The 23,137-nt window shown below is 47.6% G+C and carries 23 protein-coding genes and 1 pseudogene; 3 read left to right on the forward strand and 21 right to left on the reverse strand.

Going from position 1 to position 23,137, the window contains the following annotated elements:
- Positions 1 to 35 precede the first annotated feature (35 nt).
- The 3 genes from secA to raiA form a co-directional block, all read right to left on the reverse strand.
- Positions 36 to 2,549 (reverse strand): preprotein translocase subunit SecA, encoded by a 2,514-nt coding sequence (gene secA / locus NSQ51_RS14785; RefSeq protein ID WP_049624809.1) that lies wholly within the window; start codon positions 2,547 to 2,549, stop codon positions 36 to 38.
- Positions 2,550 to 2,662: 113 nt separating this feature from the next.
- Entirely contained in the window at positions 2,663 to 3,241 is a 579-nt protein-coding gene (locus NSQ51_RS14790; RefSeq protein ID WP_121650114.1) for a tropomyosin, read from the reverse strand.
- Positions 3,242 to 3,326: 85 nt separating this feature from the next.
- Positions 3,327 to 3,875, reverse strand: coding sequence for a ribosome-associated translation inhibitor RaiA (raiA, locus tag NSQ51_RS14795; RefSeq protein ID WP_049626422.1), 549 nt, complete (start codon positions 3,873 to 3,875; stop codon positions 3,327 to 3,329).
- A 175-nt stretch (positions 3,876 to 4,050) separates the two neighbouring features.
- Between raiA and NSQ51_RS14800 the strand changes: the two genes are divergently transcribed.
- Entirely contained in the window at positions 4,051 to 4,656 is a 606-nt protein-coding gene (locus NSQ51_RS14800; protein WP_121650113.1) for a hypothetical protein, read from the forward strand.
- A 33-nt stretch (positions 4,657 to 4,689) separates the two neighbouring features.
- Here NSQ51_RS14800 and NSQ51_RS14805 read toward each other — a convergent pair whose 3' ends face one another.
- The 6 genes from NSQ51_RS14805 to NSQ51_RS14830 form a co-directional block, all read right to left on the reverse strand.
- On the reverse strand, positions 4,690 to 5,043 hold the full coding sequence (locus NSQ51_RS14805; RefSeq protein ID WP_121650112.1) for a flagellar protein FliT: 354 nt from the start codon (positions 5,041 to 5,043) through the stop codon (positions 4,690 to 4,692).
- The gene (gene fliS, locus NSQ51_RS14810; RefSeq protein ID WP_121650111.1) at positions 5,043 to 5,444 is read right to left on the reverse strand and encodes a flagellar export chaperone FliS; all 402 of its coding nucleotides are present in this window, start codon (positions 5,442 to 5,444) and stop codon (positions 5,043 to 5,045) included. The genes NSQ51_RS14805 and fliS overlap by 1 nt, the downstream gene beginning before the upstream one ends.
- A 154-nt stretch (positions 5,445 to 5,598) precedes the next feature.
- On the reverse strand, positions 5,599 to 7,104 hold the full coding sequence (locus NSQ51_RS14815; protein WP_121650110.1) for a flagellar hook-associated protein 2: 1,506 nt from the start codon (positions 7,102 to 7,104) through the stop codon (positions 5,599 to 5,601).
- Between the two features lie 15 nt (positions 7,105 to 7,119).
- A complete protein-coding gene (gene flaG / locus NSQ51_RS14820) occupies positions 7,120 to 7,479 on the reverse strand; it encodes a flagellar protein FlaG (RefSeq protein ID WP_121650109.1) in 360 nt (119 codons plus the stop codon).
- A gap of 297 nt (positions 7,480 to 7,776) precedes the next feature.
- The gene (locus NSQ51_RS14825; protein WP_033014989.1) at positions 7,777 to 8,163 is read right to left on the reverse strand and encodes a hypothetical protein; all 387 of its coding nucleotides are present in this window, start codon (positions 8,161 to 8,163) and stop codon (positions 7,777 to 7,779) included.
- Positions 8,160 to 8,420: a hypothetical protein gene (locus NSQ51_RS14830; protein ID WP_121674101.1), complete on the reverse strand. Its 261-nt coding sequence runs from the start codon at positions 8,418 to 8,420 to the stop codon at positions 8,160 to 8,162. The genes NSQ51_RS14825 and NSQ51_RS14830 overlap by 4 nt, the downstream gene beginning before the upstream one ends.
- A 168-nt stretch (positions 8,421 to 8,588) precedes the next feature.
- Here NSQ51_RS14830 and NSQ51_RS14835 point away from each other — a divergent pair, with 168 nt between their 5' ends.
- The gene (locus tag NSQ51_RS14835) at positions 8,589 to 10,025 is read left to right on the forward strand and encodes a DDE-type integrase/transposase/recombinase (RefSeq protein ID WP_047817981.1); all 1,437 of its coding nucleotides are present in this window, start codon (positions 8,589 to 8,591) and stop codon (positions 10,023 to 10,025) included.
- A 436-nt stretch (positions 10,026 to 10,461) separates the two neighbouring features.
- On the opposite strand, the gene NSQ51_RS14840 is transcribed toward NSQ51_RS14835, so the two are convergent.
- Positions 10,462 to 11,649, reverse strand: a complete 1,188-nt coding sequence (locus NSQ51_RS14840; protein ID WP_033015014.1) for an IS701 family transposase — start codon at positions 11,647 to 11,649, stop codon at positions 10,462 to 10,464.
- 492 nt (positions 11,650 to 12,141) lie between these two features.
- On the opposite strand from NSQ51_RS14840, the gene NSQ51_RS14845 reads away from it, so the two are divergent.
- Positions 12,142 to 13,275, forward strand: a complete 1,134-nt coding sequence (locus NSQ51_RS14845; RefSeq protein WP_121678437.1) for an IS4 family transposase — start codon at positions 12,142 to 12,144, stop codon at positions 13,273 to 13,275.
- Here the strand turns inward: NSQ51_RS14845 and NSQ51_RS14850 are convergent, their stop codons facing one another.
- The 11 genes and pseudogenes from NSQ51_RS14850 to flgK form a co-directional block, all read right to left on the reverse strand.
- Complete coding sequence (locus tag NSQ51_RS14850) at positions 13,276 to 14,043, reverse strand: hypothetical protein (RefSeq protein WP_342462701.1); 768 nt, start codon at positions 14,041 to 14,043, stop codon at positions 13,276 to 13,278.
- Positions 14,044 to 14,466: 423 nt separating this feature from the next.
- The gene (locus NSQ51_RS14855; protein ID WP_050367390.1) at positions 14,467 to 15,642 is read right to left on the reverse strand and encodes an ISL3 family transposase; all 1,176 of its coding nucleotides are present in this window, start codon (positions 15,640 to 15,642) and stop codon (positions 14,467 to 14,469) included.
- 95 nt (positions 15,643 to 15,737) lie between these two features.
- Positions 15,738 to 15,983 carry a hypothetical protein gene (locus tag NSQ51_RS14860; RefSeq protein ID WP_183085382.1) on the reverse strand — a complete coding sequence of 82 codons (246 nt, stop codon included), beginning with the start codon at positions 15,981 to 15,983 and terminating at the stop codon, positions 15,738 to 15,740.
- 516 nt (positions 15,984 to 16,499) lie between these two features.
- Positions 16,500 to 16,613: pseudogene (locus tag NSQ51_RS14865) on the reverse strand (flagellin); the annotation flags it as partial.
- A gap of 349 nt (positions 16,614 to 16,962) precedes the next feature.
- Positions 16,963 to 18,912, reverse strand: coding sequence for a flagellin (locus NSQ51_RS14870; protein ID WP_121650155.1), 1,950 nt, complete (start codon positions 18,910 to 18,912; stop codon positions 16,963 to 16,965).
- A 154-nt stretch (positions 18,913 to 19,066) separates the two neighbouring features.
- Positions 19,067 to 19,252 carry a hypothetical protein gene (locus NSQ51_RS14875; RefSeq protein ID WP_033009476.1) on the reverse strand — a complete coding sequence of 62 codons (186 nt, stop codon included), beginning with the start codon at positions 19,250 to 19,252 and terminating at the stop codon, positions 19,067 to 19,069.
- A 2-nt stretch (positions 19,253 to 19,254) separates the two neighbouring features.
- Positions 19,255 to 19,497: a carbon storage regulator CsrA gene (gene csrA / locus NSQ51_RS14880; RefSeq protein WP_121650156.1), complete on the reverse strand. Its 243-nt coding sequence runs from the start codon at positions 19,495 to 19,497 to the stop codon at positions 19,255 to 19,257.
- 14 nt (positions 19,498 to 19,511) lie between these two features.
- Positions 19,512 to 19,946: a flagellar assembly protein FliW gene (gene fliW, locus NSQ51_RS14885; RefSeq protein WP_121650157.1), complete on the reverse strand. Its 435-nt coding sequence runs from the start codon at positions 19,944 to 19,946 to the stop codon at positions 19,512 to 19,514.
- A gap of 17 nt (positions 19,947 to 19,963) precedes the next feature.
- The gene (locus tag NSQ51_RS14890; RefSeq protein WP_121650158.1) at positions 19,964 to 20,554 is read right to left on the reverse strand and encodes a DUF6470 family protein; all 591 of its coding nucleotides are present in this window, start codon (positions 20,552 to 20,554) and stop codon (positions 19,964 to 19,966) included.
- A gap of 48 nt (positions 20,555 to 20,602) precedes the next feature.
- The gene (flgL, locus tag NSQ51_RS14895) at positions 20,603 to 21,508 is read right to left on the reverse strand and encodes a flagellar hook-associated protein FlgL (RefSeq protein WP_121650159.1); all 906 of its coding nucleotides are present in this window, start codon (positions 21,506 to 21,508) and stop codon (positions 20,603 to 20,605) included.
- 10 nt (positions 21,509 to 21,518) lie between these two features.
- Positions 21,519 to 23,120 (reverse strand): flagellar hook-associated protein FlgK, encoded by a 1,602-nt coding sequence (flgK, locus tag NSQ51_RS14900; protein WP_121650160.1) that lies wholly within the window; start codon positions 23,118 to 23,120, stop codon positions 21,519 to 21,521.
- Between the last annotated feature and the right edge of the window lie 17 nt (positions 23,121 to 23,137).

Raw genomic sequence — 23,137 nt, forward strand, 5'->3', positions numbered from 1 at the left:
AAGGGAGGCAGCGCCCCCCTATTATTTATAAACCGTTACACCGTTCTTCCGCAACAATGTTTATATTTCTTCCCGCTCCCGCACGGGCACGGATCGTTGCGGCCGACGCGCACCGCCTTGCGGACCGGTTTTTTCTTCGGCTCTTCGCCGTCTTCTTTCGGGTGAACCGCTTCGCCTTTGGCCACCTCTTGGCGCTCAAGGTTATGGTGGATTTCCGCCTTCATGATATAGGTGGCGACTTCCTCTTCAATCGCGGCAATCATGTTTTCAAACATCGCATAGCCTTCCATTTGGTATTCGCGCAGCGGGTCGACTTGCCCGTAGGCGCGCAAATGGATGCCTTGGCGGAGCTGCTCCATCGCGTCGATATGGTTCATCCATTTCATATCGACGGCGCGCAAGACGACGACGCGTTCAAACTCGCGCATTTGTTCCGGCGGGATTTGCGCTTCTTTCTCATCATAGCGCACTTTTACTTTTTCCCAAATCAGCTCGATCATCTCTTCGGGCTCTTTGCCGCGCAAGTCAGCTTCCGTTACATCCCCTTCCGGAAGCAGATGGGCGTTGAGATACTCAACGAGCCCTTTCAAATTCCATTCTTCCGGAACCTCTTCTTTCGGCGTATGAGCGTTGACGACGCGCTCGATCACCGATTGGATCATCTTTTCGATAATGTCGCGCAAGTTGTCGGAATCAAGCACTTCATAGCGCTGGCGGTAAATGATTTCCCGCTGTTCGCGCAGGACATCGTCATATTGAAGCAGTTGCTTGCGGGCGTCGAAGTTGTTGCCTTCGACCCGTTTTTGCGCCGACTCAACGGCCCGTGTCACCATTTTGCTTTGGATCGGCTGCGAATCGTCCATCCCCAGGCGGTCCATCATCGCCATCAAGCTCTCGGAACCGAAGCGGCGCATCAACTCATCCTCAAGCGACAAATAGAACTGCGACACCCCCGGATCGCCTTGGCGTCCCGAGCGGCCGCGCAGCTGGTTGTCAATCCGCCGGCTTTCGTGACGCTCCGTGCCGATGACGGCCAATCCGCCAAGCTCCTTGACCCCTTCGCCAAGCTTAATGTCCGTCCCGCGCCCGGCCATGTTCGTCGCGATCGTCACCGCGCCTTTTTGTCCTGCTTGGGCGATGATCTCCGCCTCTTTCGCATGGTTTTTCGCGTTTAAGACGTTGTGCGGGATGCCGCGTTTTTTCAACATCTCCGACAACAGCTCCGACGTCTCGATCGCCACCGTGCCGACCAACACCGGCTGCCCTTTCGCATGGCGGGCGGCGATGTCCTCAACCACGGCGCGGAACTTCCCTTCCATCGTCCGATAAATCAAATCCGGACGGTCCTCCCGGATCACCGGGCGGTTCGTCGGAATGACGACGACGCGCATGTTGTAAATGTTGCGGAACTCTTCCTCTTCTGTTTTCGCCGTCCCCGTCATCCCCGCGAGTTTTTCATACATGCGGAAATAGTTTTGGAACGTAATCGTGGCCAACGTCATCGACTCGTTTTGAATCTCGAGCCCTTCCTTCGCCTCAATGGCTTGATGAAGCCCATCGCTGTAGCGGCGGCCATGCATCAAGCGCCCGGTGAACGGGTCGACGATGATCACTTTTCCGTCTTGCACGACGTAGTCGACATCGCGCTGCATCACAACATGCGCCCGCAGCGCCAGCTGAATATGGTGGTTGAGCGTCACGTGCTTCAAATCAAACAAGTTGTCGATGCCAAACGCCCGCTCGGCTTTGTTCATTCCTTCTTCCGTCAGCTGGACGCTTTTCGATTTTTCATCGTATGTGTAATCGACATCTTTGCGCAGCGTGCGGACAAACGCGTTCGCCTGCACATACAGCTTGGTCGACTTCTGCGCCGTCCCTGAAATGATGAGCGGCGTCCGCGCTTCATCGATCAAAATCGAGTCAACCTCGTCGATCACGGCAAAATGCAGCGGCCGCTGCACCATATGCTCCTTATAAAGCACCATGTTGTCGCGCAAATAGTCAAAGCCAAACTCGTTGTTCGTCCCGTACGTAATGTCGGCGTTGTACGCCGCTTGCTTCTCCTCGCGCGACATGCCGCTTAAGTTCAACCCGACAGTCATGCCTAAAAACTCATACAGTTTGCCCATTTCCGTCGCATCGCGCGTCGCCAAGTATTCGTTGACCGTCACGACATGCACGCCGCGCCCCGTCAAGGCGTTCAAATAGACGGGCATCGTCGCCGTCAACGTTTTCCCTTCACCCGTTTTCATCTCGGCGATGTCGCCCTCATGCAAAACGACGCCGCCCATAATTTGCACTTTATATGGGTACAAACCGAGGACGCGCTTCGCCCCTTCGCGCACAACGGCAAACGCCTCGACAAGCAAATCATCGAGCGATTCGCCTTGTTGGTAGCGGGCTTTGAATTCCTCGGTTTTTTGCCGCAACTGTTCATCGGACAGTCGGGCCATCTCCGGACCGAGCGCGTCGACTTGATCGGCAATTTTCTCAAGCCTTGCCAAATGACGCTTGTTCGGGTCAAATACTTTTTTTAAGACTCCAAGCATAGGAAACGCTCCTTATTTTTCATGGACTCACTTCTTCATCATCATATCATTATACAGGGATCAGTGACAACTGTTGCACAGGCTTCAAGAGGGGGCATGTCCAAGAGAGGGGATCACAACTTGGACTGAAGTTGCTCAATCGCCGCTTCCGCATGGTGAAGCCGCCGATTCAGCGCATAAATTTCAAAACTTTTCTCCTCCACTTTTTCGTGAATTTTGCGAAGCAAGATTTGCACATCATCCACAAGCTGCGTTTCGACGCGATAAAGCGTTTCTTTCACTTCCGTCAATTCAGTTTCCACGCCATCCAATCGGGTCTCTACGCCGCCCAATCGCGTTTCCACGCCATCCAATCGGGTCTCTACGCCGCCCAATCGCGTTTCCACGCCGTCCAAGCGGGTCTCTACACCATTCAACCGCGTTTCCACGCCGTCCAATCGGAACTCTACACCATCCAACCGGGTCTCTACGCCGTCCAATCGGGCCTCTACGCCTTTCAACCGCGTTTCCACACGGTCTAACCGCTCTTTCACCGCGCCCATTTCCCGTTCGAGGCCGACGAGGCGTCCGTTCATCTCCGTCAAACGGCCATCCATCTGCTCAAACCGTTGGCGAGTTTCTTCTTGGAACACCAAAAACCCTTTTTCCATGTTGTCCAACTTGGACAAAATTTGACGCAACAATTCCTCCATTGCTCTCCCCCATTTTGATTTTTCTCATGCATATTATAACATCCCCTGCCCAAAAAAGCAGGGGATGCGCACAAGAGGCAACCGTTTAATTCGCCTCGATCAATCCGTATTTTCCATCTTTGCGGCGGTAGACGATGTTCGTCCGGTTCGTCTCGGCATTCGTAAAAATGAAGAAGTTGTGCCCCAACAAATTCATCTGCAAAATCGCTTCTTCGCTGTCCATCGGCTTCAAGCTGAAGTGTTTCGTGCGCACGATTTCAAATTCCTCGTCGTCCTCCGCCGCAGCAGCGCCGCTTGGCACAGGGGCGGCCAGCTTCGCTTCTTTCTCGCGGTCGCGCAGCTTCCGATTGACTTTCGTTTTATGTTTGCGGATTTGCCGCTCCAGTTTATCCGTCACTAAATCGATCGCCGCATACATATCGTTATGGCGCTCTTCCGCCCGAAGCAACAAATGCGGCATCGGAATGGTCACTTCGATTTTCCCTTGTCCATCGTTGTAGACTTTTAAATTGACATGGACATTCACGTCATCGGTGCGGTCGAAATAGCGCTCCAACTTGCCGATTTTTTTCTCCACGTACTCGCGCAGCGCTGGCGTGACTTCAATGTTTTCCCCGCGAATGTAATACATCATCGCTGACCACTCCTTATTTTCAAACTATAGATCCCTACATTCTTTCATTACCCATCAAACCCCTGCTTCAATCAAAAATATTTTCGAAGATTTTGCGAAAACTGTAGGAAAATATGGTAAAACAGGCATGGGTGTTTTTTCTTAATTGGTGTGGAAAGTACGGAGTGTGGAAACGATGCGAAAAATCCATATTTCCCATGCGAAAAGCGGTGACGTGCTCGCTGTCGACTTGTTCGCCGCCAACGGCAGCGTCCTTTTGTCGCGCGGCGTGCGGCTGACAAACGGCTACATCCGTTCGTTGGCGCAAAAAGGGGTTCAATACATTTATATTATTGACGACAAACAAACCTATGACATCCGCCCGCGCCCGCTCATCAGCCCGACCGTGCGCCAGCAGGCGGTGAAAAAAGTGTACGAGACGATGACGGCCTTGATCGAGCAAAAAAAGCTGCTCAGCCGCGTGTCTTCCCTCGATTTAGGAAAAGAGTACGAAAACGTGTTCAAAGACATTTTGGACTATTTGCTCAAACAAGAAGATTTGCTCATCAACTTGTCGGATTTGGTCATCTCAAACGGCTACTTTTTCCACCATTCGGTCAACGTCGCCACGACCGTTAAGCTCAACACCGGAGAAGTCGGCGTCGTCTCGCAAGTGTTTCCGGGCTTCCCGCTCCGCCCCATCGTCCGCGTCATCAAAAATCCAGCGGGCGAGGAGCTGAAAAGCCCGTATGAAATCGACTTGCGGAAACAGATGAACATCACGATTGTGAAAGCAGTTTGAAGCGAAAAGGACAGCACGGCGCTGTCCTTTTCTTTATCGCTTTTTATCGTAAAACATCCCGTCAATCGAAAGCGGCTGCTCGTACGGATGAACGTAGCAGGCGTTCGCCTGCCGCTTCGCCTCGGTGATCCGCAAATCACTGCCAATCTCATCGCGCACTTGACGAAGCCGCGCTTCAATCTCTCGATTCCAAGCAACGATCTCGCGGCCAAGCCGCTGCTCTTCCTCGCTGTATGGCGGCCGCAGCTTCCGAAGCAGCTCCTCACGCTCCCGAAGCAGCCGATCGACCGCCGCAAGCCGCTCTTCGCGCTCCTCGGACGGCCACGGCAGCGCCGTCGCCTCAAGCAACTCCTTCGTTGCGCGCCAAACATCGTGCACAACGCCCATTACGCCTGCCCGCCTTCCGCGTATTGGCGCTGCCGGTTCAGCTGAATCACTTGCTTCCACGTATCGCGAAACTCGACGACATACCCTTCCACTTCATCCAAAATCGCCGCATCGCTTTTCACATTCGCCTCGATCAGACGGCGGTAGATGTAGTCATACATCGTCATCATCGACTTCGCAACCTCATACTCCATCTTCAATGTCTTCATCAGTTCCAAAATGATGTTTTGCGCCTTAATCAAATTTTCATTGCGCGCCGCAATGTCCCCTTTCTCGATCGCCTGGCGCGCAAGCTTGATAAACTTCAAGCACCCGTTATACAGCATCAACGTCAGTTCACCAGGAGACGCCGTCCGCACCGCGTTCGCTTGGTAGTGTTGATACGGATTGTTTGTCGCCATCTTCCGTCACTCCTCTTCTATGATGTTCACCCCATCGCAAAGCCATCATCTGATTCAACGGGCCGCGCCGAACGCCCTTCATCTGTTGCCATCCGTGAGCGTGGTCGCTTCTTCCCCCACTGTCACCGCGACAGCGCCTGAGCCTTCAAACCGCTTACCCCTGCATGCCGCCGCCAAAGGCGTTCATCAAGTACATGCTTTGCTGGTTGGCGCGCTGAATCGCCTCTTCCATCGCCGTGAATTGGCGATAGTAGCGGTCTTCAATTTGTTTCAAACGGTCTTCGAAGCGGTCAATTTGGTCATTGATTTCGATTAAATCGCGCCCGATCGCAAACTGCTGGTTCGTCCAAATCGTCTTCCCCGCTTTTTGCTCAATCTTCCCGATCGTCGCTTTGATCGTATCACGCAGGCGGCGGGCGATCCCTTTTTCCGCATCCGTCGCCCCGTCTTGGTTAAACAGTTGATAGACGGCATCCGGGTTTTCCTTGATTTTCTCCCGCAGCTTCGTCTCGTCAATGATCAACTTCCCACCGTCAAGGTAATTCGACGACGTCGTAATCCCGATTTGCGCGAGCTGCGAGAACCCGCTCGGGATGTTCGCCCCTTCCACTTTCGTGTACACATTCATCCGCATTTGGCTTAAGGCGCTCGACAAAATCGAATCGCCGCGAAGCATCCCGCTGCGCGCCTTTTCTTCCCACAGCTCCACTTGTTTTTCCGTCATCGCTTCTTTTTGCTCATCGGTGAGCGGCGGATAGTCGCGATAGCGCTCTTCTTTCAACTCGGCGTTGATTTTGGCGATCACTTCATTGTATTTATCGACAAACCCTTTTATCGCGTTCACCATCGCGTCGACATCGGTCGAAACCGACACCGTCGCTGTCCCCGTCCCTTTCACCGTATACGTCACACCGTTGATCGTAAATGTGTTCGATGAACGGGTCGTCGTCAAGCCGTTCAACGTCACTTGCACGTCTTGCCCCGCTGTTTTTCCTGTCAAATCCTGCCCTGCCGCGGCTCCCGTAAACCCAAGCTTTTGCGCGAAAAAGTCAGCCGTCGTCTGATCAGCGAGCACCAAGCTCGCCTGCGCCCCCGTCTCTTTTTTCATGATCGAAATCCGCCCGGTTTTTTCATCGTAAAACGCGCTGACGCCAAGATCCGCATTGTTGTTGAGCTGGGCGATCAACCCGTCCAGCGTCGTTCCTTGTTTTACCGTGATCGTCGCCTGCTTCGTGCTCCCATCCCCGTTCGTCACATTGATCGTCAACGTCGTATCAGCGGCAACGGAAAAACTCGCCTTGTCCACCCTTACCGCTTCATCGGACAGCCAGACGGCCGATGTGGCCACTTGATTGACTTGAATCGCCGCCGCCACGTTCGCCGCACTCGAGCCCGCCGTCGCTGTGACGACCGATTCGTTCGAACTCGAGACAGTTTTTTTGAACATGCTGCTTTGGAGCGTGATGTTGCTGAACAAATAGTCGTCAAGCCCCTGAAGCAACGTGTTCATCGACCGGTAATCATCGCGCTGCCACTCGAGCAGCTGCTTTTTCTGCTTCAATTTATCAAGCGGCATCCGTTCCACTTTCATTAAGTCCTTGACGATCTGGTCGATATCCATCCCGCTCGCGAGGCCGCTGATGCGCAACGTATTCGCCATGTCGACTCACCACCGTTAAATTTTTTTATCCACCAAAAGCCCGACAAACTCCATCATCGCCGCGTACATATCCAACAGCTTCTTCGGCGGGATTTCTCGAATGACCTGATCCGTTCGCTCATCAATGATTTGTACGTAATATTCCTGCAGCTCGTCATGCAGTTCAAACTTTAACGACGTATGGCTTGGCTGAAGGAATTCGTTTAAGCCTTTCACTACTTCTTCTAGTTTTTCTTTTGGAATGTTTTGCTGCGGTGCTTCCGAAGTGCTAGCATGATTCTGCTTTTGCGACTCGATCACGCTGCTTGCCTTTTCATTGCGAACACTTTCATACAAATAAGAAGGAGAATGCGAAGAGACCCTTTCCACCGACATAACGCCCGCTCCTTTGCATGAACACTATCTATGTTTTATATCGGATAAAGATGGAGAATTGTGAAGGGGGAGCAATAAATGCAATCCATATAAAAATCAGGAGATGATGATAATTTCATTTCTTGTGTATAATACTTGTCAATTGTTGAAAATAGCGGGGGTATCATAAGCAAAAACTAACGAGGGGGAAGTAGAAACTTAAAAGGGGAATATAAAAGAGTAAAATCACATTAAAACAAAAAAACAAGATGAGGAATATAAGCACAAAACATTCTTGGCAAAACTCAAACATTGCTTTTATCCATATTTAATAATGAAATTTTTAAAATCAATAATCATTCCCGTTCTCTCCATAAAGTCTACGCCTAAAATTCCGTCAAAACCATATATTTCTTTAGTCATTCCCAGTTGTAATAAAAATGATGCTAGCTCCTTTCCATCAATTATAACGTTGTTTACGATTTGTTCATAACAAATCTCGCTGTATCCGCCTACTCCGTACATTCGTTTTGTTCTTCCATTAATAATATCTAATTCGATACCAATTTGTGCGAGTGCATCCGTATCAAAAATGGTCGTAGCACAACCTGTGTCCAACAACACGTCTGTTAAAAGAACAGTTTTTTCACCACACTTTATTTCGACAGAAACAATAGGTAATCCATTTTCTATTCTTATATTCATACTCTCCCCCGAATCCCTATAAAATATTGTTCTTCTACCTCTATTTGCTCCTTACTTGTGTGAAAAATATATAATTCTTTCTCTGGAAAAGTTTTGTGTTGCTGCTTATAACCATTCCATGCATCAGACACACTATGGTACCGATCGATCACTACCATTTCCTCAATGATCCGTTTGCCATTTTGCGAATAAGCCGAAATGGCCTCCACCAACACAAATTGATTCGGATATTGCTTACGTAACTCTGACCATTTCATTTGTTTGCCTCCCTTTTTATTATCGGTATTGTCAAAAGTTTATCCTCCACACTCACGGTTTTCCCTTGAGTTTCAACGGTTGGAAGAAAAAAAGCTTGCCACCCCCGTTGTTTTCGGCCATCATTGAGGTAACGACACCCAACAGCCAAAACAAAGGAGTGACAAGCTTTGTTACCTCAATTATTAGCCTATTTGCTCGAAATAATCAAGACCCAATATCAAATCATTGTGTATTTGATGGGTGTGATCGTGGGAAAATCCTTGAATCTCGAGGACTTGGACGAACCCATCCAAAAGCCGTACCGGAAACTTCAGGTCGATGACCTTCCGATCATCGATGTGCCGGAAACCCTTGATTACCGAAAGCTGTTGGCAGACTATGAAGCCCAGCACGGACGTCCTTTACGGCCCATCCAGCGCCGCGCGAATGCGAAACACCGTGTTCCGGATTCGTTGACCTGCCCTCGCTGCCAGGCTCCCTCTTCTTACCTGTACGCCAATAACGGCGGAAAAGGGCAATACCAATGCAAAGTGTGCCAGTGCCGGTTCAACCACCGAAATCGGTTCACCAAGCAAGCGGTCTTTCGCTGCCCGCACTGCAAAAAGACGCTGGAAAAAATCAAGGAACGCAAAGAATACAACATCTATAAGTGCAAGAACAACGCTTGCCCGTTTTACCAGGCCAACCTTCGCCGGATGACGAAGAAGGAGCGCCAACAGTTTCAACAGGATCCTCAAGCCTTCAAGGTGCGGTATTTGTTTCGAGAGTTCTTGTTTGACTTTCTCCCGTTGGCTTCCTCGTCGCTCATCAAGCCGAAGGTCGATTTGTCCCGGCTGGCTGCGTCGCCGCACGTGTTGGGGCTCGTGTTGACGTACTACGTCAACTTTGGGATGTCCTCGAGGGAGACCGCCGCCGCCATGAAGGACATCCATGGCGTCTCGATCTCCCATCAGACGGTGCTCAACTACGCCAACAGCGTCGCGCTTTGGATCAAGCCCTTTGTCGACCGGTTCCCGTATGAGCTGTCCGGTTCGTTTTGCGGGGACGAGACGTATATTCGCGTCAAAGGGCGCTGGCATTACCTGTTCTTTATGTTTGACGCCGTCAAAAAGATCGTGCTGTCGTATCGCGTCTCGCCCAACCGGGACACGCTCTCGGCCATCAAGGCCATCGATGATGTCCTCAGGAAGCTAGCGTCCCTCCCAGACGACTTGTCGTTCGTCGTGGATGGCAACCCGATTTATCTGCTGGCGCAACACTTCTTCGCCCAACACGGGATTTCATTTGACGTCCGCCAAGTGATCGGGCTGACCAATGAGGATCCGGTCTCGGAAGAGTTTCGCCCTCTCAAGCAGATCATCGAGCGATTCAACCGGACCTTTAAAGGCAACTACCGCCCGACCCATGGGTTTGGTGCGGAAGAAGGCTCGGTGTCCTTTGTGACGCTGTTTGTGGCGTATTTCAACTTTCTGCGCCCACACAGCGCGCTCGAAGGCCGGGTGCCGGTCGTCATCCCGGAACTGGCGGATCTTCCGCATATGCCGGCCCGGTGGACGAAGCTGATCGCCATGGCACAAGCGTTTCTCCAACAAGAGGCGGCCTGACTTTTTTGTCCTCTGGAGCCCGTTGAACAGAACTCCTGCCGGATTCGGCGAAGCGAACCCTTGACCAACCGAACACCGCCAAAGGTAAAATTCGGTCATGGCAAGGGCGGCTTTCTTATTGCCTTCTTTTTTGTCCCCGTCGCCCTTGACGACTCTTCCGCACCTTTGGCGGGTGTTGGTCAAGGGCGAATCCGGCCCTCCGCATGCCCCACGATGCTCAATGGGATGATCTGTGTGGAGTTTTCATAGAACTTTTGACGCTACCTTATTATCATTTTATCAATAATCACCTTACACACATATAAAAAATCGTAGAAAGCAACATCTTTAATTTAAACGATGACAGTTTTAATCCTAAAAGTTTCTCTCCTTTACTGTAGATGAGCATTTTTCATTACAATAATTTCCATGGTTAGAGAGACAAACAGGGTACCCCTTACGCGATACGGAGCTGTTTTTTGATCACATCAATGGGAATATCTTGCTTCGCAGCGTCATAAATGAACTCGACGACGCTGTGGTCTTTCCGCGACCGAAGAAGCTCCAGCCCGGTGGAGAGGTTTTGTCGGGATTCGGCGATGCTGTACACGCAGGAGAGCAGCACCACCGCCCAATACCGTTTCACCGCCCGAATGTGGCGAACGCGGTATCCATCCAGCTTCAGTTGATCTTTCGCCTGCCGGAAAAAGCACTCGATCGTCCAACGCTGAGCATAGTAACGCAAGATGTCTTCGTCCCCGAGTTCCCGGTCGGTGCTCAAGATGCAATGAAGATGTTCCGGCGCCATCGGCTGATCCGCCTTCCAAGCCAGCAGCACCACCGCGTCATCGAGGCCATGGATGGCCCCCTCATAGCGATACACGCGATAACGCTCCTGCCCCACCGTGACGAGGCGGGTGTCTTTGGACTCGATATAGCGGGCAAACTGCTTGGCTTGGATGGCGATGCCTTTCGGGTAGAGAATCCGGTTCGTCTTGAGCATCGCGATGACATGGAATCCCTGTTTCAGACAGGCTTCGATGAGCTTCTTAGACGGATACCACGAATCCATGAGCACATACACCGGCTGAGCCCGCTTCACCTTGAGCGAGGAAAGCATCTCGATCGCCAGGTCGATCTTGCTTTTTCCCGCTTTCTTGTCATACAGGCGGAACGCAAATGGGAACGCCTGCGTGAAGGTGTGCACCATCAGCCAAACGAGCGAATGCCCCCAGACCGATTGATGATCTTTATGCGAGTAGTGCCAGTCGCACCCTTGAATGGCGTGCACAGCCCGTGACGAAGGCTTTGTTTTTTGGCAAATCGTATCATCAATCGAAACAAAAAGGGGTTGATTCTTCCGTTTGGCCAGTCGTTCGACCTGGGAAAGGATCCACTCTTGAAGCTTCCCAAGCAGCCTTTCCTCGTTCCAAGGGCTTTTCGTGAAAAAGTGACGGAGCGTCGTTCGATGATTCGGATGAAAGCTCCAGTAATGAATATCAGTCAATGTTCCCGAGAATCCCTTGGTGGTCAAGGCATCGACAATATGAATGAGATGCTTGATGACCGGTTTGGAAAGCTGCAGCGTCAACCCCAGCGTGAAGAAAAACTTGTGGATTCCTTGGTGATGTGCTAATCTATTCATGAGACATGAACCTCCTTGTGTGAATGGGTTTTGAGCACATCTATTTTACCCAAGGAGTCCGGTTCATGTCTCCTTTTTTGTTTAGTTGTCAATTTATGTAAGTGAATTTGCTCATCTACAGTCCTTTAGTAACAATGAGAGCAATGAACATGAAGCTGCATCCCATTACTAATCAAAAGGGACACAATTCTTTGAAAACCTTTTTCCCGAAAATCATCAGGCATGATCACAATCAACGTATAATCGGCGAGCGAATGGTAAAACTGCATTTTTCGGTCCGCCTTCTCCGTATACCACTTGTAACGCGTCGAACCATATAGTCCGAAATATTCGACAATCCACTTTCTGCCGTTTTGTTCAATCACCCAGTCAGGGATATATACTTCGTCCAGGCGTGTTGATTATCCAATAAAATCCAAAGGGTATAGAAAAAAGAGCACCTTTCCTGTAGAATGTGAGTAGCAACACAAACAAACCCAGGAGGTGCTCTCTATGAACAAGCATACCACACTCCCGAATTTGATGCAAAAACTTGTTTCGGATGAAGAGATTCAACTGATTGCCGAAGCGGTTGGGTATCGTGATTCGTCTCGAACCTTTACGTTGCGCGAGTTGATTCACTTCTTCCTGCTGGCCGCCATGCATCAATGGAAAAGCTTTCGCCACGGAGCCGATGTGGGGCCTCTGTATGGATTGCCGCGATTCCATTATTCAACTGTATCCAAGAAAGCGAAAGAAGTTCCCTATGACATCATGAAACGCTTGTTGGCGTTGATCATTTCCAAGTGCAACCGCCAAACCCGCCGTTCGCTTCGGTTTCCCAAACCGCTTCGGGTGGTGGATTCGACGACCGTCACGGTCGGGAAAAACCGCCTCCCATGGGCTCCGTATCACGGCGAACGCGCCGGAGTGAAGCTGCACGTCGCGTATTCGCCGGAATCCTCGTTGCCGGCAGACGTGGTGGAAACCATCGGACTGCGTCATGATGGCCCGGTGGGAGAACAGTTGACGAACGCTCAACAAGTGCTGGTGGAAGACCGGGCGTATTTCAAAATCGAACGCCTCGATCGATTTGTGGAGCAGCATCAGCTCTTTGTCATTCGGATGAAGGACAACATCGAACTTCATCAGAAAAAAAGCTTGAACCGCCTTCCGAGCGCATCTTCATCGGTTCAAGCCGACTTCACGTGCCAGTTGGGAACGAAACAATACCGCTCCACCAAGCGTCACCGGGTAGTGATCTTTCGAGATGCGAATGGCCGCGACATTCGGGTCGTGACGAACCTCTTCCATGCGTCTGCGGAAACCATTGCCGACATGTACCAACAACGTTGGACTGTTGAGATCTTTTTCCGTTGGGTGAAGCAATATCTGAATGTCCCGACCTTGTTTGGCACGACGGAAAATGCGGTATACAACCAACTGTTTGCGGCGTTCATCGCGTATGTGTTGCTGCGATGGCTGTATGATCAAACCAAAAAACGGACGAACGTCTCTCTTTCCTTCATTTCGTTTGTTCGCCGTTTTTTCTCTGGGCAGCTTCCTCTCGATTGGAAATCCGGGATGGCCGCTGCTTTGTTTGAGTATGCCCAAATTTATGGAAGGCGTATGTCTAATTTTGGATAATCAACACTCGTGTACTTCGTCATATTCTTGGTTCACAAAACGACATCCTTCTCTTTCCACTTTCCCATCAACGACCTCGCGAATCAAAAAGTTATGGATTTCTAGTTCTTCTTTTGAATCACACAATTGCCCGTCAATCCCAACTAGCAAATTAAATTCCTCAGGCTGAAATGTATATTCGGGGAATGATTCCATAATCCAACGGTAAAATTTGCTGTCGTAATGACGATCGACCATGCTGATAAACCGTGGAAAATGCTTGCGAAAATACGCCCGGTTTAACCTCGGCAACTCCTCGCGGCCGATCCCCCGCTTGGCACAAAACGTCCGCAGCGCCTGCACCCGGTTTTGCGGCGAATGCCAATGTTGGTTCGGCACACGCTGAAACTCTGTCACATCATACTTCCCCGGAAACACCGCCTCTATAATCTCAATCGGCGAACCGTGATATTCATGTAACAGACCAGTCAGCCCTTCCGCCATCAGCCGCTGTTTCGTCATAAAGCGCGGGACATCCTGCTCGGCTACTCCCTCCCTTTCAATCAAATCAATAATGACCTGTCTGACATTCTTGATATCTTTCCAATAGCCGTTTGGTTTTGTGTGAAAATCATCGAGTGAAAATTGGTTAGGGAAAAGATACTGGATGAACGCTGAAGGAGATCCGCGGTGATGTTTTAACGCTGCGCTAAAACGATATTGCAAAAGCATTTGCTGCGTCACTTTCTTCGGCACGTCTTCGAACCGGATCTTTTCCTTACGAAGCATGTCCATAAACTGCTCTTTCAAAAATTCGCGGTTTGTTGCATAACCTTGAGGAATTTTTTTAAAATCCGTTTCTTTAAAACGGCCGGGGTATAGGGCGTTCATAAGGCGAAATGGGGAATAACCATACCGCTTTAAAGGATTGGAAAACCCCCATTCGACAAGAACATAGCGGTTTACTTTTTGAGGGATCTCCTCAATCTTGATTCTCTCTTTCTCTAAATACCACTCCAAGCGTTTACGTATATTCTCCACATTGCCCCAATAATCAACCGGAACACGGCGGAAGTCGAATTCATTATATTGGTTAGGGTAAACAAACTCAATGAGCCGACGGGGAGATTTAAACCGATTCAAAACTCCCCAAAGTTTTTGTTCTCCAATAATCTTTTTATGGTTCATCACCAAAAGTTGTACTTGCACCTGTCATGAAAGTATGTTAGCTGTTTCTAGCCGAACCCGCAATGCAAAACGCTGGATATTTCTGTATCCGTATCCCCGACGTTTCATCAGCTTGATCTTGTTATTTGTTCCCTCCATTTTCCCATTTGAATAAGGGGATAAAATGCACGATATGATTTCGTCTGTTCGTTTGACGAGTGATTTTGCGATGGCGCGAACAGCAGAACAAGGACAAAACAAATACCGATGAACCCAGGCGTTCAAACGACGTTTCGCTTGTCGCTCGTTTTGGCTTTTGGATACATAACGAAAATGTTGAAGGGATTGATAGACAGCCTGCAAGGAATCACTCTCTTTCTGCCACTCCCGCACCGTTTGGCGCTCCTCCTCGGTGAGTTTCTCGGGGCACTGGGTCAATAAGCGGCAAACATGCCGAACATGCCCATGTTTCTTGTTCCCTTTTCCGAAGGATTTGCGGCATCGATCCAACGCTTCCGTAAACAATTGAATCACATGAAAATAATCGACCACATGCTTCGCTTCCGGACACACCCCTTGAATGGCTTTTTTCATCGCTGGAGCCAAATCACTCACGACATACTGAACAGAACCAGACACAGGAGCCAACACACGTCCAATGGCTTCCTCGTTCTTTCCTGCTTCAACGGCATACACTTCTCCCGTTTCGGCATCCATGACTGCCACTCCGTAATCATGTCCTTTTCGAAACGCAAACTCATCGACACAAACTGCCTTTGGTTGGATGTCATTCGATAGGAAGGAAGGGGCATGGGTATAAAACCAGCGTTCAACGGTCGTGTACGGAAGCTTGAGCATACGAGCCACCGCCTGAATGGATGTTCCGATGCAAGATTGCGCCACCCATTGCTGAAACGCATCCGTCGCTGCACTTCGAGGGGAAATTCCGGGATAAGACGTGCTGAATGTCATGCCACATGTACAACAACGTCTACGCTCCACAGGGAGTTCCACCCAAAAGATGCCGATCCGTTGAGCATACCCATGCATCCATTGCTTCTTTTTTCCTGTCATTTTGATCGTGCGTTTCAAGCAAACAGGACATAACGGGCATTGTTCAGGAAGAGAAAGTTCGAAAATCCAACGTTCTTCTTCTTTTCGCACCTTTTGAATCAAAACATCTGGTAAATCGATGAGTTCTTTGATAAACTGAGCGTACATGCGAATTTTCCTCCAATGGTTTGGTTTGGACACCTTTACCATACAGGAAAATTCGCATTTTTTGTACCCTCTATTTTCTCTATGCACACCGATCTTCAATGATCAAGTACAACTTGTGGTGAAGAGCCCTTTTTATTTATCTTTGGAATTTGTTCCCTTGATAAACCAAGTTGTACTTCTAACACATAGCGTACCAAGATAATGACATTTTCGTCCTTTTCCCATGTCCCTGCCGGAAGCGCCTTTCTCTTTCCAGCTAGCAATTCTTTGTACACACCTATAATCGGGAATTGCTCCAATTCGTAACAAGGAATTGTCCGATATTCATTTGTATCCGTCACTTGAATCACCCCCTTCGATTATAGCATATATACAAACATATGTTCTATATGCTTTTAAAATTTTTTGTCTTATCATCCTAACAAAAAACATACCGAGGAATCCAAATGTCCCTCGGTATGTTTTCTCGTATTAACGAAGCAATTGCAATACCCCTTGTGGTTGTTGGTTGGCTTGCCATGCCTCAACGTCTTTCGAACGTTGTGTAGACTACATCTTCACCTTTCCAGCTTGCCGCTGGCGAAGGGCTGGGCGCTTCGGTTCGGCATTTGCCTCCCCTACGGACTTCATCACCATAGCGTTTCGCCTTAGGTGGTATGTCCTAGTCGTTGAACCTTCTCCACCCTTTCGGGACAGGAGCTTGGCTGCTGATTGCCCATTGTTCCATCTTTCCTTTTTTCAAGCCATCACGCCTGCCGTTTCCAGCTTCGTTGTGGCAAGGAAAGCTTTAGGGCTTCCCAGCAATTCACCCAGTGATCCTCTTAGCCGTTTCCAGCTAAGACGCCCTTCTAATCAAATTACCGAAGCAGTTGCAACACCGCTTGCGGAATTTGACTAGATTGAGCCAACATCGCTTGTGCTGCTTGAGAAAGGATGTTGTTCTTTGTGAACTCCATCATTTCTTTGGCCATCGTGCCACCCTCACTTTCGTGACGGGACCAGACTACATCTTCACCCTCAGCTTTACCTGTTAGGGGCCGGGCGCTTCGAATGATACAGGACGATGAAAGAATCCTGTTCACCCTACGGACTTCATCGCCATAGCTTCTCGCCTTAGGCGGTATGCCCTAGTCGTTGAACCTTCTCCACCCTTTCGGGACAGGAGCTTGGCTGCTGGTTGCCCAATCCTTTGACTTTTCAAGCCATCACGTTTGCCGTTTCCGGCTGCGTTGTGGCGTCAAAGGCTCTAAGGGGTTTCCAGCAATTCACCCGGTGATACTCCTAGCCGTTTCCAGCTAGGACGACTGTGCCTGTCGCCATTTAAGCGGCTAAGGCATAATCTACGTCGCGAATGCGGGATTCAGCTGCTGTTAAGTTTTCAGATGCTGTTCCTAAGTTGTTAATTGTATGCTCGAGACGGTTTTGAACCGCACCAAGTTTACCACGTTCTGCTGATACAGTTTGAATAGCTTTATCAATAACTACAATAGCTCTAGAAGCATCCTCTTTATTTGAAATATTTAATGCCGCTTCCGTTTTAATATCATTTGTGCCATTTGTTACTGTATTTGTAGAAGTAAAGCCTGCTTGACCAGCATTACCTGTAATACCTAATGCAGCCGCACGCATATCGTTAATTGTTAAGGACATAGATTGACCAGTATTTGCACCAATTTGGAACTTCGTAGTATAACCTGAACCTTGTGCACCAGGTCCAACTACTTGTTGAACATTCTTAACATCACTAAAATTACTTTCACCTAAGGATTTCAAAGCATCGCTACTAACATTAATCGTAATATCTTTACCTGTTTCTGAAATAAATTGAAGTTTGTTGTCTTTGGATAGAGCAGCAGTAACTTTATCCGACAATCCAGCTTCTTGTAATGCTGCATTAATATCTTTTACGAAGCGCTCCATTTCAGCTTTTGCAACATTTGCATCAGCATTTGTAACATCGTATTTTTTAGGATCTGTGCCTGTGTTAAGATTTACTTTGACAGCACTATCAGAACCTACAGTAACTTCAAAATAATCTCCAGATAAAATTTGTAATTCGCTACTTCTAGTTCGGATAATAGAAGATCCGTTAGTTAAGCCTGTTCCAGTATCAGCATTTGAAATTGTAATGTCTGCACCATCTAAAGAGATAAGGTCAAATCCATCATTATTGGAGTTTGCAACTACTTGAACTTTACCAGATCCTAAAGCTTTATCAATTTTGGATTGAACATCAGCTATTAAATTGTTTAAACTATCATAATTTTTGTCTAAATCAATCTTTTTTGAATTAATTGTAAAAGATTTAGTGTTCGAAGTAGCGCCCGAAGACGCAAAATTTAATTGATTACCAGTAGCATTACTATCAGTATCGATAGTTCCACCTAAAACAACTTTCATCTTGTCTAATGCTAGAGCTGATTCTACACCAGCTCTCTCCATAGTCGTAGGACTACCCACTGCACTTGTTGTTCCCGTTGTCAAAACATCGTCAACATTAGCAACATCATCTGTCGCTCCTGTCAGAATAATATCAATTGAGCTCGTCGCTCCTTCTGATTTGGCAGTAAATTTAATATGTGTATTACCGCCAGAAGTAACCTTCTCCAAATTAACTAAATCAGATAATTTAGTTCCACCAGATGTTACCTCATTTAAAGCATTAATTACATCATCAACAGTTTTACCTGTCCAGTCCCTTTTGAGAGCGGAAGTTACATCAAAAGTAGTGTTGTCGACTTTAATTTTTGCTGTAAAGTTAACAGAAGACAAATTTTGAGCTGCAAAGTTTACAGTACCAGTTATTGAAGCACTTCTTGCTTGGGTAATTTTTGCACTTTCATTAGAACCGATTCCACCATTTAATAATTTTTGAGTGTTAAATTCTGTCGTATTACCAATACGGTTAATTTCGGAAGTTAAGTTGTTTAATTCATCTTGAAGAGCCGCACGGTCAGCATCTGTTGCAGTACCGTTTGCTGCTTGAACAGCCAATTCACGCATACGTTGAAGAATAGAATGAGTTTCATTTAAAGCTCCTTCTGCCGTCTGGAGAAGCGAGATTCCATCCTGTGCGTTGCGCGCTGCCATCTCCAATCCGCGAATTTGCCCGCGCATTTTTTCCGAAATCGCAAGGCCTGCCGCATCGTCGCCAGCACGGTTAATGCGAAGACCAGATGATAATCTTTCCATGTTTTTCGCTGCTGCGTTTTGACCGATCGTTAATTGACGATACGTGTTCAACGCCGCAATGTTGTGATTAATTCTCATATCCTTTTCCTCCTTGAAATTTTTTCTTCCACGTCCTTGTGGAATGATAGATTCGCGGATAGGAAGAAAGTCGGCCGCCTTTCTTCGCTATACCGCGTTCACTTTTTATATCGGTTTATTTTTTTTAAAGTTTAATAGGTTGGAGAAAAAATTCTTAGATTTTGATGTCGAGAAATTGGGAGAATGGCGAAGGCTGCTGGATCTCTTTGATGATGCGCGCTGGGTCGTCTTTATGTTTGTTGATCATTTCGTTTAAGGCTTGTTCGGCAATGGCCTTATTGTCTTGCACAATGCGCGCGACGACGCCTTGGACTGGCACTCCGCCGATGCTGACGCTCATCACTATTCCCCCCCTTTCCAGTGTTTCAGTTGTTCGTTTAGCTGCTCGAGCGATGTTTTGGAGGCGAAGGAGGCAGCGTTATTTTCTGCTTGGATGGCGAGATAAATTTCTTTGCGATGAATTTCAACATGTTTTGGTGCGTTAATGCCAAGCTTCACTTGGTCGCCTTGGATGGCGAGGACGGTGATTTCAATGTCATCGCCGATTTGAATCGCTTCCTTCAGCTTGCGCGTTAGTACAAGCATACTTGCCGCCTCCTTTATTTCGCCACTTTTTCGGGAAAGAGACGATGTTTCGTTTTATAGTTTGTATTCGTTAAAATAACTTGCTTGCCAAGACGCTTATGGACGTTAATGACAATCGGCGCCTGCAAGTTCGCCGTCGTGTCGTCGAACGGATCGGCAACAGTAAGAATGACATACACGGCTACTTCTTTTTCCGAAGACAACTGCAGTTGGGTAACTGACTGCTCATCAAGCTCGAAGTCATAATCTTTAAAGTAAATAAACGGATCAATCATCGCAAACCCGAGCGCTGGCGTTTTGATCGATTGCAAAATAACAAACGGCGTATCTTCAAGCGGCAATAGAACAAATTGTTTTTCGTCTAAAAAGCCTGGAATGCCGTGCTCGAAATGAAAAATATCCTTTTCGTTAATTTCAATTTCACCATGATATTTTGTACGAATTTTCATCATTTCACACCTTTTTATTAAATTGAAATTTCAAAATTAGTACCAACAAACTTTAAGTTGACGAAATCGATTTTTAATGAATTGCGCTGTCCAAGATCCATCGTCACTTTCCCCGGGGTATAGTGGATCATCGGCTTGTTTATTTTGGCGCGAATAATCGGTTGTTGGACTTTTACATCAATATGCACTTTCGCTGGTTCGAAGTTCGTTTTGACACTGAAGAGAGAAGGAATCCAACCAATATTGAAGTCATATATCGGATCCTCGCTGTTTTCTTTTGCCTGCTCGGCAAGTGGATTGCCGCCATCTTCAATTCTCATCAACTCATCTCCCTGGCGAGATACGCGGGCAAGTCCTTCCAGCCAGTCTTCATAACCTTGTTGCGCAAATTCTTCAATGCGGCGGAAAATATGTTTTAAATCCATCTCTTCCCATGCTTTCGTTTGGTCAATGGTCAGCTTGGCCGGTGTCGTTTCAATCTTCATTTCTGCCGGAGGTTGCTTCAGGTCAAGCTCTGCTGGCGGTTGTTTAATTTCCTGTACAGGCGGTGTTGTCTTGATCGCGATCTTTGCAAAGGTAGACTGCAAGCGAATTTGCGGCAGTTGCATATTTTTCTCCCTCCTAGAGGAAAAGCTATCTTGTCCTCGCAAGATAGCTTAACGCAAAAAGTCAAGAAGCGTCGGTTGAATAATGCGGGCACCGACACCTAGAGCGGCGCGATGTACGCTTTCTTGCGTTTTTAAATCAGTGATGACACGTTCAATGTCGGCATCCTCATTATCGGAGAGAATCCGATGAGCGATGACTTCCTGCTGATCCACTCTCTCTTCCATTAACTCTACTCGATTTAAACGAGCCCCCAATTCCGCACGAGCACTAAGTAAATTATTAATATGCTGATCAATATAACTAAGGTACTGGCTTATATCTTTTCCTGATTTTGTCGCATCATTTAAGTCGTTATTTAAAAATTCTAAATCACTAAATAATCCGTTTCCTTTTGCGGTATTGTCGTAATTAAATACTTTTGTCGGATTCACGTTTACAGGAATATAAATCCCTTTCGATAATTCGATTTTTATTTCATCCGTGTTCTGCGATACAACTGGCGGAGTTCGGCTTAAATCTACTGGTTGTTTCAGCGTATCCGTACCATTAAAAATATATTTATCTCCGACTTTTGTATTGGCAATAGAAGCTAAGTGTTCCGTTAATTGTTTAATTTCCTCCGAAATCGCTGCACGTTGGCTTACTTCATACGTATCGTTGCTCGCTTGCACCACAAGCTCGCGAATGCGCTGCAACGCTTGTGTCGCTTTATCAAGCGCTGCATCCGAGTTTTCGATCCAGTTGTATGCTTCGGAAAAGTTGCGCTTAAATTGCTCAACTTCTGTTAAGTTTGTACGGTATACCATCCCTTTCATTGCGATAACTGGATCATCGGATGGACGATTAATTTTTTTTCCTGTTGCCAGTTGATCTTGATATTTGCCAAGCCGCGCATAGCTGGCGCTTAAATTCCTAAGCATATTCCCTGTCAACATCCCTTGCGTTACGCGCATGTTTGTTCACCTACCTTCCTACAATGCCCATGCCGTTAATAATTTTATCGAGCATTTCATCGATGGCGGTAATTTGGCGTGCTGCTGCGTTGTATGCATGTTGAAATTTAATCATGTTTGTCATTTCCTCATCTAGTGATACCGAGCTGACCGATTGACGACGTTCCTCTACAGACTGACGTAACACTTCACTGTTATTTTTCAATCGTTCAGCTTGCTGTCCATCCACACCAAGCTTTCCAATCCATCCTTGGTAATTAGATTGAATCGTACCTGATGTTAAAGGAAGTGAGGTCGGCAAACTTATTGATACATCTATTAAGTTCACTGTTCCAGACGACAATAGTATTTTTCCAACGCTTGCTAAGTTAAGAGCATTGTTTCCATTTCCAGAGACGCCCTGTTTGGTGGAAGCTGCAATGTTAGAAAGATCATCGATTGCCGATGATAACTTAATGTTCTTAGCAGCTCCCGGAACTGTTACATCAAAAAATGCAGGAGCTTTTGCAGCACTGTTCAGTCCGTAACCCTCTTTATGAACAGCGTTGAATACTGTTCCAAACGTATACGCTAGATTATCCAAATTGTTAATCATCTCAGGATAAATGCCTTTTACATTTCCTGAAGAATCTTTATAACCAAACGATTCTATCAATCCTAGTAATTTTCCAGATGGAAACGATGTGATTGAAATGGAAACTCTGCCTATTTGCACATTGTCAATATCACTTATCGGAGTTTCTTTAACACCATCTCCGTCAATATCGCCTCCGATTCCATTTGGAAGAGAAAATGCATTCGTATGATTTCCTTGAACTAAGTAAATTTTTTGGTTGTTACTATCTAAAATCGGATTCCCGTTACTATCCACTAGATAAATATTATACGTTCCTTCTGCTATCTTTAACGCGTTTCCACCGCTTGGAACTTTCTCAACCTGTACGTTCACTAATTTTGACAGTTCGTCAATCAAGCGGTCGCGCTCATCGTATAAATCGTTTGGTAAATAGCCATTCGGCTCGACTTCGCTGATTTGTTGGTTGATTTTGCTGATTTGTTGTGCCAGAGAGTTGATTTCTGTAATCGTGACACCAATTTCATGACCTAAATCATTTTTAATTTGTGATAACGAGTCATGTAAATAATGAAACGTTTCCACAACCGCCAATCCGCGTTGACGAACGACCGAACGCGCCCCTTCATTTTCCGGATTCACGCTTAAATCTTGCAGCGCTTGCCAAAACTGATCCATCGTTTTCGATAAGCCACTGTCCGATGGTTCGTTCATGATATCTTCCATTTTTTTTAGGGCGTCTGCTCGCGCTTCCCAGTAGCCAAGCTTGTTATTTTCCCCGCGATATTGAATATCTAAAAAACTTTCACGCACCCGCTCAATCGACCCCGCCTCGACCCCCGTCCCCATCTGTCCCGGAATTTGCGGGCGGTTGAGGGAAGCCGGCGGGTACGGCTCGCTTTGGACAAAATTGACACGCTGACGGGAATAGCCGAGCGTATTGGCGTTGGCAATGTTATGGCTGGTCGTGTATAGCGCCATTTGCTGCACGGCCATGCCGCGCTTGGCGACTTCAAGCCCGTGAAACGTCGATCCCATCGTGCCCCTCCTTTTCA

Origin of the sequence: Geobacillus sp. FSL K6-0789 (genome assembly GCF_038593135.1) — a bacterium.
GTDB lineage: Bacteria > Bacillota > Bacilli > Bacillales > Anoxybacillaceae > Geobacillus > Geobacillus stearothermophilus.

What these genes read in the sequence shown, in the direction of transcription:
- NSQ51_RS14830 (WP_121674101.1), bottom strand. Translation starts at nt 8,420, where the DNA reads ATGAAATGGTCAGAGTTACGTAAGCAATATCCGAATCAATTTGTGTTG.
- flgL (WP_121650159.1), bottom strand. Translation starts at nt 21,508, where the DNA reads ATGCGCGTAACGCAAGGGATGTTGACAGGGAATATGCTTAGGAATTTA.
- csrA (WP_121650156.1), bottom strand. Translation starts at nt 19,497, where the DNA reads ATGCTTGTACTAACGCGCAAGCTGAAGGAAGCGATTCAAATCGGCGAT.
- NSQ51_RS14890 (WP_121650158.1), bottom strand. Translation starts at nt 20,554, where the DNA reads ATGCAACTGCCGCAAATTCGCTTGCAGTCTACCTTTGCAAAGATCGCG.
- secA (WP_049624809.1), bottom strand. Translation starts at nt 2,549, where the DNA reads ATGCTTGGAGTCTTAAAAAAAGTATTTGACCCGAACAAGCGTCATTTG.
- NSQ51_RS14805 (WP_121650112.1), bottom strand. Translation starts at nt 5,043, where the DNA reads ATGGGCGTTGTGCACGATGTTTGGCGCGCAACGAAGGAGTTGCTTGAG.
- NSQ51_RS14850 (WP_342462701.1), bottom strand. Translation starts at nt 14,043, where the DNA reads ATGCTTCGTAAGGAAAAGATCCGGTTCGAAGACGTGCCGAAGAAAGTG.
- flgK (WP_121650160.1), bottom strand. Translation starts at nt 23,120, where the DNA reads ATGGGATCGACGTTTCACGGGCTTGAAGTCGCCAAGCGCGGCATGGCC.
- NSQ51_RS14870 (WP_121650155.1), bottom strand. Translation starts at nt 18,912, where the DNA reads ATGAGAATTAATCACAACATTGCGGCGTTGAACACGTATCGTCAATTA.
- NSQ51_RS14800 (WP_121650113.1), top strand. Translation starts at nt 4,051, where the DNA reads ATGCGAAAAATCCATATTTCCCATGCGAAAAGCGGTGACGTGCTCGCT.
- raiA (WP_049626422.1), bottom strand. Translation starts at nt 3,875, where the DNA reads ATGATGTATTACATTCGCGGGGAAAACATTGAAGTCACGCCAGCGCTG.
- NSQ51_RS14840 (WP_033015014.1), bottom strand. Translation starts at nt 11,649, where the DNA reads ATGAATAGATTAGCACATCACCAAGGAATCCACAAGTTTTTCTTCACG.
- fliW (WP_121650157.1), bottom strand. Translation starts at nt 19,946, where the DNA reads ATGAAAATTCGTACAAAATATCATGGTGAAATTGAAATTAACGAAAAG.
- NSQ51_RS14855 (WP_050367390.1), bottom strand. Translation starts at nt 15,642, where the DNA reads ATGTACGCTCAGTTTATCAAAGAACTCATCGATTTACCAGATGTTTTG.
- NSQ51_RS14875 (WP_033009476.1), bottom strand. Translation starts at nt 19,252, where the DNA reads ATGAGCGTCAGCATCGGCGGAGTGCCAGTCCAAGGCGTCGTCGCGCGC.
- NSQ51_RS14845 (WP_121678437.1), top strand. Translation starts at nt 12,142, where the DNA reads ATGAACAAGCATACCACACTCCCGAATTTGATGCAAAAACTTGTTTCG.
- NSQ51_RS14790 (WP_121650114.1), bottom strand. Translation starts at nt 3,241, where the DNA reads ATGGAGGAATTGTTGCGTCAAATTTTGTCCAAGTTGGACAACATGGAA.
- fliS (WP_121650111.1), bottom strand. Translation starts at nt 5,444, where the DNA reads ATGGCGACAAACAATCCGTATCAACACTACCAAGCGAACGCGGTGCGG.
- NSQ51_RS14815 (WP_121650110.1), bottom strand. Translation starts at nt 7,104, where the DNA reads ATGGCGAATACGTTGCGCATCAGCGGCCTCGCGAGCGGGATGGATATC.
- NSQ51_RS14825 (WP_033014989.1), bottom strand. Translation starts at nt 8,163, where the DNA reads ATGAATATAAGAATAGAAAATGGATTACCTATTGTTTCTGTCGAAATA.
- flaG (WP_121650109.1), bottom strand. Translation starts at nt 7,479, where the DNA reads ATGTCGGTGGAAAGGGTCTCTTCGCATTCTCCTTCTTATTTGTATGAA.